Origin of the sequence: Streptomyces sp. NBC_00876 (assembly GCF_045207435.1) — a bacterium.
Classification (GTDB): Bacteria; Actinomycetota; Actinomycetes; order Streptomycetales; family Streptomycetaceae; genus Streptomyces.
This window is the reverse complement of sequence record NZ_CP108800.1, coordinates 7,106,103-7,125,868: the sequence shown is the minus strand read 5'-3', so window position 1 is coordinate 7,125,868 and position 19,766 is coordinate 7,106,103. Positions and strand designations below refer to the sequence as shown.

At 73.5% G+C, this 19,766-nt stretch carries 11 protein-coding genes and 1 pseudogene; 6 read left to right on the top strand and 6 right to left on the bottom strand.

The genetic code is table 11. The features are described 5' to 3' along the window. Positions 1-39: 39 nt before the first annotated feature. The gene (locus OG782_RS31175; protein ID WP_406459364.1) at positions 40-1,467 is read right to left on the bottom strand and encodes a GH92 family glycosyl hydrolase; all 1,428 of its coding nucleotides are present in this window, start codon (positions 1,465-1,467) and stop codon (positions 40-42) included. A 245-nt stretch (positions 1,468-1,712) separates the two neighbouring features. On the opposite strand from OG782_RS31175, the pseudogene OG782_RS31170 reads away from it, so the two are divergent. The 4 genes and pseudogenes from OG782_RS31170 (at position 1,713) to OG782_RS31155 (ending at position 4,057) form a co-directional block, all read left to right on the top strand. Then, a pseudogene (locus OG782_RS31170) lies at positions 1,713-2,210 on the top strand (glycoside hydrolase family 97 catalytic domain-containing protein). A gap of 205 nt (positions 2,211-2,415) precedes the next feature. Further along, the gene (locus OG782_RS31165; RefSeq protein ID WP_406456678.1) at positions 2,416-2,943 is read left to right on the top strand and encodes an NPCBM/NEW2 domain-containing protein; all 528 of its coding nucleotides are present in this window, start codon (positions 2,416-2,418) and stop codon (positions 2,941-2,943) included. Positions 2,944-3,365: 422 nt separating this feature from the next. Then, a complete protein-coding gene (locus tag OG782_RS31160; protein WP_406456676.1) occupies positions 3,366-3,668 on the top strand; it encodes an ArsR/SmtB family transcription factor in 303 nt (100 codons plus the stop codon). After that, positions 3,665-4,057 carry a VOC family protein gene (locus tag OG782_RS31155; protein WP_406456674.1) on the top strand — a complete coding sequence of 131 codons (393 nt, stop codon included), beginning with the start codon at positions 3,665-3,667 and terminating at the stop codon, positions 4,055-4,057. Before OG782_RS31160 ends, OG782_RS31155 begins: the two co-directional genes overlap by 4 nt. A gap of 124 nt (positions 4,058-4,181) precedes the next feature. Here the strand turns inward: OG782_RS31155 and OG782_RS31150 are convergent, their stop codons facing one another. The 5 genes from OG782_RS31150 to OG782_RS31130 are packed head-to-tail and all read right to left on the bottom strand — an operon-like array spanning position 4,182 to position 17,501. Then, entirely contained in the window at positions 4,182-6,023 is a 1,842-nt protein-coding gene (locus OG782_RS31150) for a hypothetical protein (RefSeq protein WP_406456672.1), read from the bottom strand. Continuing rightward, positions 6,020-10,198, bottom strand: a complete 4,179-nt coding sequence (locus tag OG782_RS31145) for a vWA domain-containing protein (RefSeq protein ID WP_406456670.1) — start codon at positions 10,196-10,198, stop codon at positions 6,020-6,022. The genes OG782_RS31150 and OG782_RS31145 overlap by 4 nt, the downstream gene beginning before the upstream one ends. 3 nt (positions 10,199-10,201) lie before the next feature. Continuing rightward, a complete protein-coding gene (locus tag OG782_RS31140) occupies positions 10,202-11,425 on the bottom strand; it encodes an AAA family ATPase (RefSeq protein WP_406456668.1) in 1,224 nt (407 codons plus the stop codon). Then, positions 11,422-16,644 (bottom strand): hypothetical protein, encoded by a 5,223-nt coding sequence (locus OG782_RS31135; RefSeq protein WP_406456666.1) that lies wholly within the window; start codon positions 16,642-16,644, stop codon positions 11,422-11,424. Before OG782_RS31135 ends, OG782_RS31140 begins: the two co-directional genes overlap by 4 nt. Then, entirely contained in the window at positions 16,641-17,501 is an 861-nt protein-coding gene (locus tag OG782_RS31130; RefSeq protein WP_406456664.1) for a DUF4132 domain-containing protein, read from the bottom strand. The genes OG782_RS31135 and OG782_RS31130 overlap by 4 nt, the downstream gene beginning before the upstream one ends. Positions 17,502-17,870: 369 nt before the next feature. Here OG782_RS31130 and OG782_RS31125 point away from each other — a divergent pair, with 369 nt between their 5' ends. After that, complete coding sequence (locus tag OG782_RS31125) at positions 17,871-19,091, top strand: metallophosphoesterase (RefSeq protein ID WP_406456662.1); 1,221 nt, start codon at positions 17,871-17,873, stop codon at positions 19,089-19,091. Between the two features lie 190 nt (positions 19,092-19,281). Beyond that, complete coding sequence (locus OG782_RS31120; protein WP_406456660.1) at positions 19,282-19,755, top strand: GreA/GreB family elongation factor; 474 nt, start codon at positions 19,282-19,284, stop codon at positions 19,753-19,755. Positions 19,756-19,766 lie beyond the last annotated feature (11 nt).

The window sequence follows — 19,766 nt, the reverse complement described above, 5'->3', positions numbered from 1 at the left end:
TGCGATCAGCGGCGCGGTGTGCTCGGGGCCTGCCGGCCGTCAGCCGTCGTAGACTCCGAACTCGCGCAGCGCCCAGCCCCACCCTGTGGCGGGGGTGCCGGTCCTCGCGGACACCCAGCTGTCGACGTCCAGGAGCACATAGCGGGCGCGCACCTGGCGGAAGGCGTACGCGTGCTTCTGGCCGCAGGTCGTCAGCCCGTGGGCGGCGCAGTCGGCGGTGCCGCCGGAGTCCGCCTCGGCGGCCACCGTCGTCCAGTTCTCACCGTCCGTCGAGACCTTGAGGTCGTACTTCTTGGGATAGTTCTCCCAGTCGGGATCGACCACCATCCGGTCCATGGTCGTGGCCGATCCCAGGTCGACCTTCAGGCTCCAGGGCGCGCCGTCCTTGGACTGGGCGAACGTCGAGGTGTCACCGTCGACGGCGGCCTCGACCGGGTGGTTCCAGTCGTTCGCCGGGGTGCCGTTGAGCATCGCGACCGGCTTGTCGTGGGCCAGGTTCGGGTCGGCCGGGGGCGGGGTGGAGGCGGCCGCCCAGGCCTGCGGTGCGGAGTTCATGGTGAACTTCAGGTTCCCGCCGCGCAGGAGCTGGGCGTGGCTGAGGGAGGGCTCGGTGATGCTGTGGCCGTTCAGCGACAGGGACTGTACGTACGGCTTGGTGGCTGCCCCGGGTGCACTGATGACCAGCGGGCGGGATGCCTTGCCCAGGTGCAGAACCGCCTTGTCGAAGAAGGGAGTTCCGATGGCGTACTGGTCGGATGCGGGATTGACCGGGTAGATGCCGAGCGAGGAGAGCACGTACCAGGCGGACATCTGACCGGCGTCCTCGTTGCCGCTCAGGCCGTCCGGGCTGTTGGTGTAGTTCTCCTTGGCGATGCGGCGCACCCGCTCCTGCGTCTTCCACGGCTGGCCGGCGTAATCGTAGAGGTAGGCGGCGTGGTGGCTGGGCTCATTGGTGCGGTTGTTGTGGCCGCCCGCGAAGTAGCTGTCCAGCCAGGAGGCGAACTCCTCCTTGCCGCCCTTGAGGTCGATCAGTCCGGGGATGTCATGCAGGACGTCGAGTGTGTAGACCCACTCGTTTCCCTCGGTCCAGCCGCCGCTCGCCCAGGAGCCGTCGGCGTTGTGGGCCTGCATGAGACCGGTGGAGGAGTTGAACAGGTTCTTGTAGTTCTTGCTCCGCTTGAGGAAGAAGTCTGCGTCGTCGTGCTTGCCGGCCTTCTGTGCGACCTGGGCGACGGCCCAGTCCTCGTACGCGTAGTCCAGGGTGCGCGAGCCGGCCTCCGCGGTGTGGTCCGCGGCGACCCAGCCGTTCTGCTTGTACGTGGTCAGGCCCGCACGGGCCTCCGCCGGTGTGCCCTGCTGGCGGTCGTGGTAGTCGAGTTCGGTGTCCTTGTCCGGCGGGGTCATCGCGTCCTTGCGTACGGCCTCGTAGGCCAGGTCGCGATCGAAGCCGGTGAAACCCTTGGCCAGGTCCTCGGCGATGATCGAGTCGGCGTTGGTACCGGCTACGCCGAAGTCAGCTGGCCCATACCTCGGGCAGCGGCCGCTACACCCTCAAACTGTCCGACTCCGACGTCGACATCAACGGCCCGCTGACCACTCCTTGGCGCACTGCCACGATCGGTGACCTGGCCTCGGTCACCGAGTCGACGTTCACCGACGACGTCGCCCCCGCTTCCCGGATCTCAGACACCTCGTGGATCAGACCGGGCAAGGTGGCGTGGTCCTGGCTGGCCGGGGGCAAGCCCGTGCAGGCCAGCCTGGCGGCGCAGAAGGCGTTCGTCGACTACAGCGCCGAGCACGGCTGGGAGTATGCCCTGGTCGACGACGGCTGGAAGGGTCAGACATGGATGCCGGAGCTCGTCCGCTACGCGGCTCAGCGAGGCGTCAGGGTCATGGCCTGGATGCCCTGGACCGACCTCGACACCGAGGCCGAACGCGACACCGCACTGACACGGATGAATGAGTGAGGCGTCGTCGGCCTGAAGATCGACTTCATGGACTCGGAATCCCAGAGCCGATTTCAGTGGTACGACGACATACTGAAGGCAACGGCCGAGCACAGGCTGATGGTCAATTTCCACGGTGCGACAGTCCCCAACGGCATGCAGCGGACCTGGCCCCACGTCATGGCGTTCGAGGCGGTCCGCGGCGCGGAGTACGGGGCGGAGCGAACGACGGGCCCAACGGGCGAGCGACCATCACCGACATGACCACGTACCCCTTCGCCCGGAATGTCGCCGGTTCCATGGACTTCACCCCCATGGACCTCCATGTGGGCGGCCACCCCGACTCCGAGGCCGCCGAACTGGCACCGGCACCGGTGCGGCCACGCTCAACGAGGGCGAGGCCCTCACTCCCACCTGGAGAATCACCGTTCCCGCGGATGCCACCGTCAACACAGGAATCGAACTGACAGTGACGGCCCGCTACAGCGCCGGCCTCAAGGGCAAGAAGAGGACCGTCTCCGAAGAGCACAGACTGCTGGTCTTCGTCCCGCAGCCCGGCGTGGCCTACGTCAGCGAACTGCCCTTCACCGCAGAATCCAACGGCTGTGGCCCAGTGGAGCGTGACCTCTCCAACGGCGAACGCGACAGCGGAGACGGCAACCTTCTGCAGATCGCCGGCACCCGGTTTTACAAAGGACTCGGAACGCACGCCTCCAGCTCGGTCTCCGTCCGCCTCGACGGAGGGTACAAGCGCTTCACCACCCAGGTGGGCGTGGACGACGAAGTGACCGGCAAGGGCACAGTCGCCTTCGAGGTCATCGCCGACGGCAAAGTCATGGCGACCACCCCGCTCATGACCGTGGGCGACCGGCCGGCCACCATCGGCATCGACGTCACCGCGGTCCAGGATCTGACGCTTCGCGCCACCGACGGCGGCGACGGGATTTCCTTCGACCACGCCGACTGGGCCAACACCCGCCTGGTGCCGACCGACTGACATCCGGCACCTGGACCACGAACCCTGTTCCCTCAGGATCAGGCGGAAGACGGCGCACAGACAGTCGTGCCTGACCGCCCGCGCGACGACGCGTGCCTCCGGGAGGGGCCAGGGCGGGATCACAGTTCTCGTCCGCCACTCCACCTTCCGGAACCGGGGAGAGAGCGCCGTCCACAGCTGCACCGTGGCTCTGGGGCGTCTTCGGGGGGTGCTCGTGCACATCCGGCTCCAGGAGCTTGCCGAGGCGCCTCGCAACCATGCCGGACGGAGTTGACCGAGAGAAAACGGCAGGTCAGGACGGCTCTCTCCGCTCTATCGGCGAGTTCGCCGACACCCTGAGCATCCATCGAGCCACGGCCGCCGAAGACGACGCGACCGGGCCCGACTTGATAGGCAAGTCCATACTTGCCTATCCTGGTGCCGTGGCCGACGACCTCTTCAAAGCCCTCGCCGACCCCACCCGCCGCACCATCCTCGACGAGCTGACAGCGAAGTCCGGACAGACACTGTTCGAGATCTGCTCGCGGCTGAGCATGAAGCACCACCTCGGCATCTCACGCCAGGGAGTCTCCCAGCACCTCGCCGTGCTGGAGGCGGCCGGGCTCGTCGAAACGAGGCGGGAGGGCCGCTACAAATTCCATGACCTGAACACGGCCCCGCTGCGGCAGATCGCCGAGCGATGGCTCGCACCCGCCCCGTCCCCACCGGAAGAGAGCACCCCATGAAGATCCATCTGACCAGCGTCTTCGTCGACGATCAGGCCAAAGCCCTCCACTTCTACACCGAGGTCCTCGGCTTCGCGAAGAAGCACGACGTCCCCCTCGGCGGGACGGACCGGTGGCTCACCGTCGTCTCGCGCGACGAACCCGGCGGCACCGAACTCCTCCTGGAGCCCTCCGGCCATCCGGCCGTCCGGCCCTACCGCGACGCTCTCGTCAAGGACGGCATCCCGCTCGCCCAGTTCGCCGTCGACGACGTGAAAGCGGAGTACGAGCGCCTGCGCGGCCTCGGCGTCCGCTTCACCCAGGAGCCGTTGGAGATGGGCCCCGTCACCACCGCCGTGTTCGACGACACCTGTGGCAACCTCATCCAGATCGCAACACAGCCGCAGTAGGGACGAGCTGCCGAAACCGCCTCCCGGCTCCTGTGCACCTTCTGCCGGCGGATCTCCGGCTCAGGTCACCCCGCCCGCGTCGGTTCCCAGGCTGTCGGGCACAGGGACTCGGATCCGACTCAGGTCACCCGGCCTGCGTCGGTTCCCAGGCTGCCGCGCACAGGGACTCGGCCACGGCGGCCGTATAACGGGCGGCAGCCAGCCAGTACGTGGCGAAGCCGTCGGTGTCGGCAGGGAGGAGGCGGCCGAAGAGGTCGCGATCGCGTTGGGCCGCCGCGGAGCACAGGGCGATGAGGAGTCCGGCGGCTGTGGGGAGGCCCGCGCGGCGGATGCGGCGGGTCTCGGCGGTGACGTCACCGAGCATGCCGAGGGCTGCGCGGCCCGCCGGGACCGCCTGTTCGACCCGGCGCTCCAGGAGGTACAGGGGCGAGTGCGCGCCGGCCCCTGCCGGCTGTGACGGGGCGGGGTGCACGGGGGCAGCCGGGTCCGGGAGGTCTGCGCGGCGCAGGCGGTCGAGGCCGAGGTCGATCGTGCCCTCGCCGGTGGGGTGTGAGCAGGCGAGGAGAGTGAGCCGGGGGTGGGCGGCGGGCACCAGGCGGCCGATGATCCTCAGCCGTGTCCCCGGCGCCGTGGCCAGCAGCGTCAGGTTGTCTCGGTGGGCCAGCGCGGGGTCGTCGTCGGCGGCGGTGAGCCGGACGGGAATGCCTCCCTCACACAGAGCGAGCAGACAGGTGCCACCCGACTCCCGTACGGCGCCGAGGAGTTCGACGTCCAGGAAGAGCAGGTCGCTGCCGCCGCCGTCCGGGTCCGCGTAGCGGGAGGTGGACCGCAGGGCGCGGGCGGCCTGCTCGGACGGGGGTGTCTCCCACAGCGCGGCGAGCGGCTGCTCCGTCCACGCCACGCCCCGGGCGGTCACGGCTTTGACGCCCTTGCCGGCGCCCAGTCTGCCGTCCGGCGAGACCGTCGCCCCCGAGACCGCCAGGCCGGCCCGGCCCAGTTCCCGGTGGGTGAGCGCGCTGTCCCCCAGGCGCACGGCCCGGTCGGCCACGCCCAGGGCACGCCCGACGCCGCCGGGTGCCACGTCGGCGACCGTACAGAGGCGGCCGTCGGATCCGGCGACCCAGGTGCGGACGCCGCCGTGCCCCGAGTCGGTGACCACGGGTTCGGTGAACAGGCCGTACAGGCGCAGCGAGCCGTCCGGGCTGTACGGACGGCGCGCGCGGCCTCTGACTGCGGCCAGCTCCGCCCCGGACACCGTCCCCACTCGGCGTGCGGTGCCCAGGAGTTCGGCGAGGGCCGTGACGAGGTCGGCGGTGCGGTAGGACGGGTCCCCGGCGCGGGCCGCGCGCAGCAGTGTCACGACGGACAGTGCGGCGCCCGCGGCGCGCGGCAGTTGCCGGAGCCGAGCGGTGTGTGCGGCGCGGAGGAGGGCCGACTGGGTGACGGCGCCGGCCCCGTCGACGCCGGCCTCCAGCACGGCGGCGCCCGCCGACCACAGGGCGTCGGCCGCCGCGCGCTGGGCCGGGCTCGCCATCTCGGGCGAGGAGTCGGAGTCGGGGGTGGGGGCGAGGGTGGGGGCTAGGGCGGAGATGGGTGTGGGGGTGGGGGTGGGGTCTGTTGCGGAGGGGAGGTCGGGGAGCGGCCGGGTGGACTGGTCGGCCGGCTCCGGCGCCGGGTCCGCCACGGGGGCGGCGCAGGCGGCGGCCGCGCGGTGGACGCATGCCGGGGCGAGGAGGCAACCGCAGGCGACGGCGTCCGCCGTCGCCACTACGCCGCCCGGGGCGTGCAGGCGCAACTCGGTCTCGTCGTCGACCGCGATCGTCACCGTGTCCCCGTCGCGGTGCATGGGGCGGGCGCCGAGTTTGGTGACCGCCGCGTCCAGCCGCTTGCGCAGCCGTGGCGAGAGGTCCTCCACCAGCGTGGCCGTGACCTCCGGCGCGACGGGTGGCAACTGGGCGGCGTTCATGCGGTCTTCTCCCCTATCCAGCGGGCCAGTTCGAGTGGGCTGAGGGCTGCCACGGGCATTCCGGCGGCCACGAGCTGCCCGGCGACGCCCGTCGAGTAGCGGGGCCGGCCCGCGTCGTCGAGACTCGCGCACCCGAGGACGTGGCAGCCGGTGTTCACCAGGGCCCGCACCTCGGCCAGCAGTCCGCCGAGCGGCGCGCCCTCCTCGAAGTCGCTGATGACGACGACAAGGGTGCGGCTGGGCACCTCGATCAGACTGCGGGCGTGCCGCAGCCCGGCGGCGATGTGCGTGCCCCCGCCCACGCTCACCTCGAGCAGCAGGGAGAGGGGGTCGTGCACATGGCCGCTGAGGTCGACGACCTCCGTGGAGAACGCCAGGAAGTGAGTACTCAGGGTCGGCACCCCGGCGAGCACGGAGGCGGTCAGCGCGGACCAGATCGTGGACGCCTCCATGGATCCGGAGACGTCGGTGACCAGGATCAGACGCCAGTCGGCCGACCGGCGGCCGCGGCTGCGGAACACCGGCTTCTCGGGGATCACCTGGACCGTTCCGTCGGCCGTCCGCCGGGCGGTGGCCAGGTTGGCGCGCAGCGTGCGCGGCAGGTCCAGCCGGCCGCCGGGGCGGCGGGTGGGCCGGGCCAGCATGGTGCCGGTGAGCGCGGGTCGCAGTCGGGTGGCGAGCTGCCGGGTCAGTTCGTCGACCAGGTGGCGGACCAGGGGCCGGAGTGCCGCAAGGCGGGCTTCGGGGAGGCCTCCGGCGTACCGCAGGATCGTCCGGAGCAGTTCCACGGAGGGGGTGGCGGCCGCCGGGTCGAGTTCGGCCAGGACGTCCTGCCGGCCTGTCACGGCTGCGGCGGCGAGGACCTCCTCGCGGATGCCGGGGCCGAACAGCGCGGCCAGTTCCTCGGACCACTCGCGGACGCCGGGGAACGAAGGTTCCCGGCCGCCTCGCGGTCCGGAGCCGCCACCGGGGCCGGGGAGGCCGCTGCGGGATCCCTCTCCGTGTCCCGCGCCGTAGAGCTCGTCCAGAGCGGTCGCCAGGCGGGCGGCGCCGGGCGGCAGTCGGTCGGGGCGCCGGCCGAGCACGAGCCGCCACCGGTCGGCGGGCGCGAGGGTCCGCGCGGGGGTGGACTCGGTGGAGAGTGCGGTGGCGGCTGCGCCAGTGGGGCGCGGTGCGGGGGCAGCCTCGGTGGTGGGGGTGGCCTCGGTGGTGGGGGTGGCCTCGGTGGCGGGTGTGGCCACGGTGGCGGGGGCAGCCGCGGTGGTGGGTGTGGCCACAGTGGCGGGTGTGGCGCTGGGGCTCGTTGCGGCCGTGTGGCCTGGCGGCCGTGGGAACCGGTCGTCCTGCGCGGGTGGCGGGACGGGCAGGCCGAGGCCGGTCAGGAGCTCGCGGGCCGCGAGGTCGGCGGCCGTTCGGCGGGCCAGCTCGGCCGGATCGTCAGCGTCGAGGGTGCCCACTCGTTCGCCCAGCCGTTCCTCGACGGTGTCCAGCAGCCGGTCCCGGGCAGCCGGGCTCAGGGCGTCGAAGCCACCGCGCAACGCCGGCAGCCGGGCCAGGAACGCGGTGTCGTCCAGCTCGACGACCCGGTGCAGCAACGGATCCAGGGCGCCGACACCGACCGTCAGGAGCGGGCCCGCCACCGTCAGGACGCCGGTGAGACGGGCGGTGAGCGCGGCCCGGGAGGTGCTGTCCACGGCTCCGTCCACCCAGGAGGCGACTCGCCCCCCGAAGGTTTCGGCCTCTTCGTGGCCCGTGAGCACCCTGACCGCTCCGGCGGCCGCGGCGATCAACGGAGTGCCGTCGGCGGCCAGCCGGGCGAGGGCTGCGGTGAGCCGGATGCCGCCCAACCGGTCGGCCCGCTGGGCCAGTTCGAGCAGCGCTCGGGCGTCCTCGGACTCCTCGGAGCCGGTCAGACCGTCGACCTGGCGGACCGCGGCCGAGGTCAGGAGATCCGCCGCGTGCGCGGTGCGGGCGGCCCGTGCGGAGGCGGGGGCCGTGACGGAGGCGGTGACCGTATCGGTATCGGAGGCGGTGGCGGAGGCGGTATCGGCGGCGGTGGCAGTATCGGAGGCGGTGGCGTCCGGGGCCGACGGGCCGTCGGGCGCGGCCATGCCCGGCAGGTGGCCCGCCTCGATACGGTCCAACAGGTCGAGCCCGGCGAGGAGTTCGGGAAGGGTGCCGCTCGCGGGGAGTACGGCCGCCAGTTCAGTCAGCCGTTCGTCGGCCAGGGCGGGGAGTCCGCACTCGGCGGCCTCCGTGAGGCCGCGGACGACCTGGGCGGCCGTCGGGCCGTCCTCCGCGTGCTCGGCCGCGTGCCGCTGCCGCAGCACGCCCTCGGCCGCCTGCGCCGGGGTGACGCCGCGGGCCCCGGCCGCGGTGAGCATCGCGGCCGTCGCCGGGGTCCACCGGACCTGCCAGCGCGTCGTGAGTCCTTCCGTGCCCGCCGCGCCGGTCACCCCCTGTTCCTGCGCATAGGGGATACCGCACACCGTCAGCCTGCGCAGCAGCAGTTCCCGGCGCCGGTCCAGGGTGGAGCGCGCCGGGTCGAGCCGGAGGTCGCGCGGTGTCTTCTCGTGCGCGTCCTCGGGCCCGGGGAGGGAGAGCACCGCGGTCTCGGCCTCGACGGCGGGGCCCAGTCCGCTGCGCGGGGCGGCGGGCGCGGGCCGGCCGGTGCGGGCTCCGACGAGTACGCGTTCCAGGGCCCGGGCGACGGCGCGGCCCGTGCCGTAGGTCTCCCCTCGCCCCAGTACCGTCTGCACGGCTTCCAGGAGTTCACCGCGGCCGGGGGCGGGGAGGTCGCGCAGGCGGGCCAGGTCGCCGGCCACCCGGACGACCTCCCGGCCGTCCGCCGGGCCGTAGGGGTGGCCCTGTTCGCGCAGGGCGGCGCAGACGCGGACCGCGGTGCGGATCAGCGCCTCGTGCAGCGCGGCCGGGTCCCCGGCGGCGTCCAGGACGGTGTGCTGCCACTCCGGGTCCCGGATGCCGGCCGGGTAGCCGGACCGTGAGTCGAGCAACGGGTACGTGTACGGGACCAGGGAGACCGTGCACGCCGTCGTCCCGGCAGCGCCCTTCACCGGGCCGTCCGCGCCCGGTTCGGGCGCGGAGGTGGACGCGTCCGGCGCGGGACCCCTTGCGGCCCCGGCGTCGGACGGCAGCAGCGCCGGGGTGTGGAAGGCTCCCACCACCACGGCGGGCCGGCGCCCGCTCGCCAGGGCCTCGGCGACATGCCCGCGCATCCATGCCTCGCGCACCAGGTCCGTACCGTCCACCCCGCCCCGCGCCTCGGCCTCCTGGCGCAGCGCCCAGCCGGTGAGCAGGGCGGCACGGCGGAGCGCCTCGGGTGTCGAACCGGGCGCGAGGGCCTCCACCAGCCGGTCCCACAGGTCGTCGCCCTCCCGGCCGGTGAGCCGGGACCTCAGCGCGGCGGTCAGTCCGTGCCCCTCCCCCGGCACGGGCACGGAGTCGGCGCCCGGGACAGGGGCGGGGGCGGGGATGTCCGGAACTTCCCCCGCCCACGCCCGGTCGGCCAGCGGCAGATCGCAGGCCACAGCCGGGACCCCGTTTCTTGCCGCCCAGCGCAGAGCGACCAGTTCGGGCGAGAAGTCCGCGAACGGGTAGAAGGCCGGCCCCCGTTCGCCTGCTGATCCGGGACCGTGCCCGTCGGCGGGCACGGCGGCCAGCGCCACCGGGGCCTCGGTCTCCTCGTGGGCGAGCCAGCCCAGCCAGGGCTGGAACTCGGCGGGCAGTTCGACGAGCAGGACGTCGGGGGCCGCCGCGTCCAGCAGTGCCGGGAGGGCGGCCGCCAGCGAGGGCGCGTGGTGGCGCACTCCGATCAGGAACGGCAACCCGGAGCCGGTCGCCGCGAGAGCCGCCACCGCGGCTTCCGGGCCGGCGAGCCCGGCCGCCGGGCCCTGCACCGGGAAAGCGGCCGACGCGACGGCGGTGGGAAACACCTCGGCGGAGGGCGGCGTCTCAACGCTGGACCTCGACTCGGCGAAGGGCGGCGTCTCGGCGGAGGACCCGGTCTCAGCGATGAACCCCGTCTCGGCGATGAACCCCGTCTCGGCGGAGGGCGGCGTCTCAACGCTGGACCTCGACTCGGCGAAGGGCGGCGTCTCGGCGGAGGACCGCATCTCGGCGATGGACCGCGTCTCGGGGGTGGTCGACTCGCTCATCCGTCAGTTCTCCAGCACCGCGCGCAGGTCCCACAGGGCGCGCCAGGTGGCCGACCCCTGCTCCGCGCGCCTGCGCACCGGCCCGTCCCAGTACCCCAGCAGCCGTGCCGCGTCGGCCGGGTCGTCCTTCCGGACGACACCGAGCAGATGGCCGGGCAGGAGGGAGAGCACGTCCCGGTCGCCAGGGAAGTAGGCGGCTGCCAGGCCCAGGGCGCCCGCGACGGATACCGCCTCCGCCGTGCTCATCACCGTGGACGGGCGCTCGACCTCCCAGCCCTCCACGGAGCGGCCCTCGCGCAGGTCCCGGAAGGCGGTGACGAGGGCTTCGAGGACCGCGTCGTCCACCTGGTAGGGGGCGCCCACGCGTTCGACGGCCGCCCGCGACTGGCGCCGGACGAGCGCGGTCTCGGCGTCCACGTCCCCGATGGGGCCCACGGTCTCGAAGTTGAAGCGCCGCTTCAGTGCGGCGGACATCTCCGAGACGCCCTTGTCCCGCAGGTTGGCGGTGGCGATGAGGGTGAATCCGGGGGCTGCGTGCACCTGGGCGCCCTCGCCGCCCGCGAGTTCGGGGACCGCGATCCGCCGCTCGGAGAGCAGTGACACGAGGGCGTCCTGGACCTCCGGCAGGCAGCGGGTGACCTCCTCGACGCGGGCGACGGCCCCCCGGGTCATGGCGGCGAGTACCGGTGAGGGCACCAGGGCCTGCTCGGTGGGGCCCTGGGCGAGCAGCAGCGCGTAGTTCCAGCCGTACTTGAGCTGGTCCTCGGTGGTGCCCGCGGTGCCCTGCACGGTGAGCGCGCTGGTCCCGCAGACGGCCGCCGACAGCAGCTCGGAGAGCATGGACTTGGCGGTGCCGGGTTCGCCCACGAGGAGGAGTCCACGCTCTCCGGCGAGGGTGACCACGCACCGTTCGACCAGCGCGCGCTCGCCGACGAACTTCTGCTCGATCACCAGGCGGCTCGGCACCCCGGCTCCGGGCCGGGCGTCCTTCGGCAGGCCCAGTGCCTCGCCCGCGCTGCCCATCACGAAGGTGACGACGGCGCGCGGGGTGAGCAGCCAGCCGGGCGGGCGGGGCCCCGGGTCATGGGCGGCGAGGAAGGCCAGCTCGGCGGCGTACCGGTCCTCGGGCGGCGTGACCTGGCGGTGCTCCCGGCCGGGCGCCGTCGCCCGGTCCGCAACGGCGCCCGTGGTGGTGCCGTCCATGGTGGTCGTGGTGTCGTTCGTCATCGGCGGCGGCCCTTCCGGGGTGCGCGGGTGTCCAGTTCCTCGAAGGCGGGGGCGTCGCCGTCGCGGACCCGTGCCCAGGCGGCTGCGAACAGCGCGGGCACGGGGAGATGGGGCAGGGTCCTGGTGGACCCGGCCACGGGGTACAGACGTTCCTTCCAGGTCTCCAGCGGCAGCCCGGGGGCTCCGCGTTCGAGCCAGCCGCAGGGGAGGAACAGGGTGCGGCCGGCCCGGGAGCGCTTCGCCTCCACGACGAGGCCGGTGGCGGCGAGTTCCGCCCGGGCCCTGGTGATCCGTGCCGGCTTCCACGCGGTCCAGCGGACGCAGTTGCGGTCCGTCGGGTCGGGCAGGGCGAGCAGCATCAGGTACAGGGCGGCGGCGTCCGCGCTCAGACCGAGGGCGTCGACGATCTCGGCCACCAGGTCAGGCACCGCACGCGTCGGGTCCTGGGCCGGGTGGTGCGGGGAGCCTTCGGGAGCGCCCGCCGAGGCCAACGCGTCGGTCTCCTCACCCAGCAGTGTGCGCAGGGCGAGGAGATCCCCGATGCCGTGACGGCCGACGGTGCCTTCGATGAGGCCGAACGCCGGGTCGTCGGGCCCTGCCAGGCCGGCCGGGCGAATCAGCAGCTTCTCGCTGTCGCCGTAGCCGGGGGCGAGGAGCAGCGCCGTGCCGGCCCGGACCAGCCCGTCGGCGCCGGCGCCGCCGGACTCGGGGAGCCCGTGGGCGGCGCGGACCACGGGCCCGATCGAGCCCCCCGACTCGGTCCAGTCAAGACCGATGTCCAGCACCAGGTCCGGGTCGGCGAGGCGGTCGCGCAGGGCCGCGAGCCCGACGGGCAGGTGCGCCCGCAAGGGGTGCCCGAACGGCAGTGTGTAGGCGAGGGTGCGCAGGGCGGTCAGCGCCGAGTGGACCGCACCGCGTGCGCCCACCCGGCGCAGTCCCGGGCGGCCGGTGCCGTCCTGGACATCGGTGCCGTGGGCGAGCCAGGTCCGGGAGCCCGCGTTGAGGATCTGATCGACGGCCTCCGGGGTGGTGCCCGACAGGTCGAGGTCCAGTTCCTCGGGTACGCGGACGAGGGAGGCCAGGCGCTTCTGCCAGACCTCGGCGGCTGCCCGGACGTCGGGGCCCGTGGACCACAGCTCGGCCGGGTCGGCGGGCAGCAGTGCCTGGAGCACGGCGTGCCGGTCGTCACGGGGCAGGGCGTCCAGCCTGGACTGGGCGGCCTCAAAGACACGTGTCTTCACCCCGAGGAGCGCGAGCGCCTCGGCGCCGGGCTCCTTGACGGCTGCCGACAGCAGGGCGGCGGACTGGAGGGGGCCGATGCCGGTGGCCGTGTGGAACGCCTCGGCGGCCTCCGGACGCCAGGGTGCCGGGCCCTGTTCCCGTACCTGGGCGATGAGCCGGGTGAGCCGGTGGCGGTCGATGCCCTGTCGGTGAACCCTCTCGTGGTCCAGGGTGAAGCCGGGGACGGGTCCGAAGGATCCGGTCGGGTCGTGGTCCAGGGCGAGCCAACGTACCGCGTCGTTACGGGAGTTCCATCCGCGGCCGGCGAGGACCACGACGGTGCGGGCGCCCCTGCGCAGCACCTGGCCGAGGCGGTGCACGGTCTCGGGGCGTCCCGATCCGGTCGTCCCTCGGGAGATCGGCTCGACGAGTTCCACCTGACGGACGGTGCCCGCCGGGTCGGCCAGCGGGCCCGCGGCGAGGGTCTCCAGGAACACGAGGAGCCCGGTGCGGTGCTCGGAGGAGGTGGTCGCCGAGGCTGCCCGGTAGGCCAGTTCGGGCAGATCACCGAGGAGATCGGTCCAGGTCAGGGAGTCAACGGGCACGGTGTACTCGTCCCGCTGCCAGCCGTCCACGGGAGTGAACGGGACCGTGGACAGGATGGGTGGGCCGAACGCCGGCTCGCCGCCGAAGACATGGTTGACGGCGAGGATCTGCCGGATCACGGTCCAACGGCGCCCGGCTCCCCACCAACCGCCACTCATTCGCTCGGAGTTCCAGGCAGAGGCGATCTGCAGGGTCGTGTCGTCGCCGTGCTCGGGCTCGTGATCGAAGAACATGCCCTGGGTGCGGGCGGTGTTCCGGGGGGTGGCCGGCTCCACGGGCTTGGGCGGTGCCAGGTACTGGGCGGCTGCGACAGCCCGGTACACCGCGTCCTGGACGAGCGCGGTGACGCCCGTGAGGAGCCGTACGTCGGACACCTCGGGCAGCAGCCGGGCGACGACCTCCTGGCTCAGCTCCCGCGAAGAGGGACCGGTGTACTCCTTGACCGCCCGGAACGCCTCCAGATGCCGGGCGACCACGACAGCGACCTCCTCGAACAATTCCTCCGCCCGGGAGTCCGTCAGGTTCCGCAGGGCGGTGGAGCCCCGCTCGTCCCTCGGGCGCAGGGCGTGCCAGTAGGTGACGGGAGGTACGTAGGGGGTGCCCGCCGCGTCGTTCCCGCCGGAGGAGTCGGGGGTGACGGACCACAGGCTGCCACCGGTGCCGTCCGTGTCCGCCGGGTGTACTTCGACGGAGCGGTGGTGCAGGGCCGCGAGAGGCCGTGACCCGCCGGGCAGGGTGAGGGCGCCGAGCGGCACCGGGGCGTCCCCGCCGGGCAGCGGGTGCGGCAGGGTGACCGTGTGGCCGTCGGGGGTGCCGGCGACGATCCGGTGCCCGTCGGCCGGGGCGGCCGTGCCGGGCTCGGTGACCGTGTGGCGGACCCAGCGGCCGAGGACCGTGCCGTCGGTGCCGAACGGGGTGGTCTCCAGACCGGGCTGGAGGGGCAGCACCTGACAGTGCTCGGCGAGCAGCCGGGTGCCGTCCTGCACCCCGGAGCGGAGGAAGGCGGGGAGGGACGCGCGGCCGTGCGTGCCGCCGGCCGGGTCGTACTCCAGCCACACCCGCTGCGTGCCCTGGTGGCCTTCCCGCCAGAGCCCGGTGCCGTCGGAGATGACGGCGCGCTGGGGCGGGAGGGAGGTGTCGCCCGCGTGCAGGGCCTTGCCGCCGGTGGCGCGCCCACCGTCGGGCAGCGGCAGGCAGACCTCGTCCGAGGGGCCGGAGCCACCCCAGCGGGGGATCTGCTCGCCGCCGACGGTGAACACCTCGGCGGGGCGGTGCGACCAGTAGCCGCGCTGCTTGCCGTCCTCCCACCAGATGACCAGCAACTCGCCGTCGACGTAACGGAAGGCGAGCGTCCGCCAGTGGTCGACGGTGCCGGGCAGCCGCAGGGTGTGGCGCAGCAGAACGCCTTCCGGGCCGACGACGACGGCCCGTTCGAGCGTGTTCAGGATCAGCGCGGGCCAGGCCCCGGTGACACCGACGCCCTCCGACCGGTGGCGCTGCCGGCGCACGGCATCGGCCTCGGCGGCCAGTTCGGCGTAGGTCTCGTCGAGCGCGGGCCAGCCCAGTTCGTCGAGGACGCCGGTACGCAGGGTGGAGGCGAGCAGCGGCACGACATCGCGGCCCTCGATGAGTCGCACGGCCTGCGGGGCGACGTCTGCGACCACGGTGCGGAACGCCGAGAGCCGGTTGAGAGCGGACTGCAGTCCGGGGAGCCCTCGCGCGGCCGCGTACTCCTCGGCGCGGGCGGTCAGCCACTCCCGCAGGACTGCGGAGAGCACCGGGTGCGCCGCGAGCTTCGCCATGCCGGCGTCGCTCAGCCGCTGGTGTCCGTCACCGAGGCCGCCGACGTTCCGGCTCAGAAGGGCGCGGAAGACCGGCTGTCCGGCGACGGCGGTGAGATCCCGCACACCGGGCGCGGTGTCGGTGAGCCACAGGCCGACCGCGACAGTCGGGGACTGCGCGGTGCGCGTGTCCTGGTCGTCCGGCTCGGCGACGGGGACGCCGGAGGCCAGGCAGAGGTCGAGAAGGTCCAGGTCGGCGTTGCGCTGCCAGCGGCCCTGGAACAGTTCGACGGGGCGCCCGTCCGCGCGCAGCCGGTCCGCCATCCGGGCGGCCAGGTCGAGGGTCTGCGGGCTGCGGGCCGCGGTGGCCCGGTTACGCCGGCGGTGTGCCTCCCAGCGGGCGAGCCAGTCCGCCGGCGAGACGGAAGGGGCGGCGGAAGGGGCGTTGGAAGCCGGGGAGTCGGCGGAAGCCGGGGAGTCGGCGGGCGCGATTCCGGAGGGGTCCGGGAGGGCGGTCAGCAGGTCCTCGGCGCCGGATTCGGCCAGCAACGCGAGCCAGCCGCGTTCGCCGTCCATCTCCCGGCCGCTCTCGCTGAAGGTCTCCGGGAAGAAGCCGAGGAGCCGGGCCCGCACGGCCGCATCGCGTTGAGCGAGGGCGATGAGCGCGGTGCGGTAGGCGGCCCAGAACGAGGCGGGGGCGCGGACGACTCCCGGGGAGCCGATCAGATCGGCCACGAGGTCGCTTTCGGCGGCCTCGCGGTCCAGCCCGGCGGCCTTGACCAGCGCGCGCACGTCCTGCGGCAGCGCCGCGTACGGCGGCATGCCGGCCGCGCAGCGCTCGACCAGCAGGCGGCGGAACTGCGCCCAGGCGTCCGCCGGTGCGAGCCGGGCCACCAGGTCCCGCACGTACTGCCGCAGTGCCTTGACGGTCAGCGCGCCGGCGAAGGCGAACTCCAGGAAGACGGCCCGCTGCCGGTCCTCGTCCACGACCAGCCCGTGCACCCGCTCGGCCTCGCGGGCCTTGCCGAAGAAGGAGGCGGCGTAGGTGGTGTTCTCGGCCTGGAGGAAGAGGCGCGCCACCTGTTCGTAGTAGGTGGGGAGGAAGTGGGGGACGGCCCGGCCGAGCCGGGTGCCGAGTGCGTCGAAGCCCTCCTTGGCCGCTCCGGCGCGGGTCTTGGCCTGCCGGCCCAGCCGCTCGATGTCTTTGACCAGGGCCAGGGCATGGTGCCCGTTGGCCGGGTCGTTGACCAGCGCCCAGGCCGGGAAGCCCAGCGTCTCGCGGCGCACCTGGCCCACGACGGGGGCCTCGGCGGTCCGGGCCAGCCCGAGGAACTCCAGGGCCAGGTCCTCGGCTTCGCCGAGGGTGCCGGGCACGAGCCGGACCACGGGGCGGTCGCCGAGGGCGGTGTGCGTGTAGGTGCGGGCGGTCAGCGCGTCGGCGTCGTCCCGGTCGGTGGTGCCGGGCGGGAGGATCGCGCCCGCGTCGAGCAGGGCTGTCGCGCGGGCCTCGGCGGCCAGGGCGGATGCGCTCGCGCCCCGGGCCTGCGCGGGGAGGACCGGCCGGCCCGCTGCCGTCGTGTTCACGTTGGTGTTCGTCGTCGTGGTGCTCATGCCGCCCGCTCCTCGTCCTCGACGTCGCGGCCGGCGTAGAGCGCCGCCGCCATGCGCATGCCCTCTGACCATGCGACGGGGCCGACCTCGGCGGCCGTCAGCACGCGCCCCGCAGGGTCGGTCCAGCCCAGGGGGCCCGTCTCGGTGCCGTACGCGTCGTATCCGTCGTGCTCGCCGATCCAGATGCGTGCCTCGGCGGTGGCGCCGTCCTCGACGACCGGGCAGACCGCGTACCCGCCGCGCGACCGGTATCCGAGCTGGGTGACGCGGCCGTGCAGGAAGCGCAGTTCCTTGAACACCCCGCCGGCGTAGGTGTCCACGGAGGTGGTGTCCGGGGCGAGTCCCGGCGGGCGGCGCCACACCTCGCGGAACAACTGCTCCACGTTCTGGCGCACTTCCAGTTCGACCGCGAACTCCCGCAGTTCTTCGAGGTCGTCGAGAAGAACGGGGTGGGGGACGCTGACGACGTCCGGGGTGATGCGGACCGTATCGCCGTCCAGGTCGACGAGGCCGAGACCGCGGTCGGGGTCGACATCGCGCAGGAACCCGGCGACTCCACCGTCCGCGCCGGTGACCACCACGTCCCGCAGGGCCGCCTGCCACGACGGGTCGGGCCAGACCCGGGCGAGTACGGCCGTGGGGACGGGCAGCGAGCGCACCATCCACTGCTCGACGTCGGTCAGGCACTGCTGTTCGTGCCGCTCGAGCCACTCGGTCAACTGCCGGAGCCCGACGACCGCCGGGTCTTCCTTCAATTTGGCCGGGACGGACTTCAGCCGCCTGCCCTTCCCGTTGCGGCAGACCACCTTGCCCGCCTCCAGAGCGACTTCGTAGTCGCCCGCCGGAACCCACCCCATGCGCTGTTCTCCCCGTTGTTCCGGACGGCCGCCGCACCGGCGGCACGCTGATGAAACACGTCAACGGCAACGCACCGTGACGAGTGAGAGAGACTCTAGGCGTCCCCACTGACAATGAGTTCGGGCCCTCCGCTTCGTCGAACCGGCCACATCCAGAAGGGACCGCCCGGCCTCGCCCGGTCCAGGCGCGTGGACCCTGTTGGTGATCCGCGTGCGAGAGGTGCCGCCCCTTCGCGTGAGAGGGCCGGGACCGCCGACAAGATGCTCGACAGGGTCGCCGCCCGTTGCCGGCGGATCTCCGGCCCGGGTCACCGGGACGACCGGGTACAGTGCGCGCGCCGGGAGTCCGGCCGATTGAGGAGGGGAAGCGTGACCGACACCAGCGAAGCCCGATCCGCGGACGGTGAAGCGCATGCGGCCCAGCAGAGCCGGCTGCGCCGCCTGATGCGCTACATCCCGCTGATCGCCCCCGTCCTGCTGTGGTCCGTGCCCTGCTGGCTGCTGCTGCACGCCGGCCAGCACTGGCCGCTCCCCGTGGCGCTGGGCGGCACCGCCCTGTTCGTCCTCGGTCTGATCGCCATGCCGCTCACGATGGTGCGGGGCCACGGCCGGCGGCAGCAGGACTGGGCGGCGATCATCGGGGACACCCTTCTCGGGACCAGCTGGGTTCTGTTCACCTGGTCCGTCCTGCTCGGTGTCCTGCTGCGCCTCGCCCTGACCGTGGCCGGCGTGGGCGACGGGCAGAACCGGGCCCGGATCGTCACCTGGGCGGTCCTCGGCGTGGCCGCCGTGCTGCTCGCCTGGGGGTACGCCGAGGCCCGCCGGGTACCACGGGTGCGCCGGCTCGACGTGCAACTCCCGCGCCTGGGAGCCGGATTGGACGGCACCCGGGTCGTCCTCATCACCGATACCCACTACGGCCCGCTCGACCGCGCCCGCTGGTCGGAGCGGGTCTGCGCGAAGGTCAACGCCCTGGAGGCCGACCTGGTCTGCCACACCGGCGACATCGCGGACGGCACGGCCGAACGCCGCCGCGCCCAGGCCGCTCCGCTCGGCACCGTGCGCGCCACCCGGGCCCGCGTCTACGTCACCGGAAACCACGAGTACTACAGCGAGGCCCAGGGCTGGGTCGACCTGATGGACGAGCTGGGCTGGGAGCCGCTGCGCAACCGTCATCTGCTGCTCGAACGCGGCGGCGACACCCTTGTGGTGGCCGGCGTGGATGACGTCACCGCCGAGTCCTCCGGCCTGGCCGGCCACCGCGCCCACCTCGCCGGCGCCCTGCACGGCGCCGACCCCGGCCTGCCGGTCCTGCTCCTGGCCCACCAGCCCAAGTTCATCGACCGGGCCGCAGCGGACGGCATCGACCTCCAGCTCTCGGGCCACACCCACGGCGGCCAGATCTGGCCCTTCCACCACCTCGTACGCATCGACCAGCCCGCCCTCGCAGGCCTCAGCCGCCACGGCACCCGCACCCTCCTCTACACCAGCCGCGGCACCGGCTTCTGGGGCCCGCCGTTCCGCGTCTTCGCCCCCAGCGAGATCACCCTGCTCGTACTCCGCTCCCCGCAGCGGCCCCCGGCGCCGTAACAGGGAGCGGGCCGGCGATCCCTCATGGACCGGTTCACCGGACAGCCCGCACCCCCGACGCATGGATTGCCCCACGGCGACATGGCGAGCGGACCACCCCACAGCGACGCGGCGATTCGCCTGATACGTTCGAAACGTCGCTTTTCGGTCTGCGGCACTCTTCTCTGCCGCCTGTACTACGGGACGTGGAATGACCGGTGGACCCGAGCCCATCAGCGCTGTCGCCCGTGCGGCGATCGAGCGGGACCTCTCCGATCTGCGTACGGAGCGCGAAGCCGTCGCCGTGACGCTGCGGGGCGGCGGCGGAGACCAGACGGGCGACCGGGCCGACCAGGCCGACGAGCTGGAACGCAGCACCGAACTCGACCGCCTCGACCGCCGCATCGCCGAGCTCGAGGGGCGGCTGCGCGAGGGAGCCGTCGCCGGTCCCCCGAGCAGCGACGCGGTCGGGGTGGGCAGCTCGGTGACCGTGCGGTTCGCGGACGGCACGGAGACGACCTTCCAGATCGGCGAGGTCGCCGAGGAGCACGACCCGGCCCTGGTGACGGCCGACAGCCCGCTCGGCCGCGCACTGCTCGGCCGCCGCGCCGGCGACACGTTCGAGTACGTCACGCCCGGGGGCCGCACGACGGCCTCCGTGGTGTCGCTCGGCCGCACGGCGTAGCCGTACGGCTC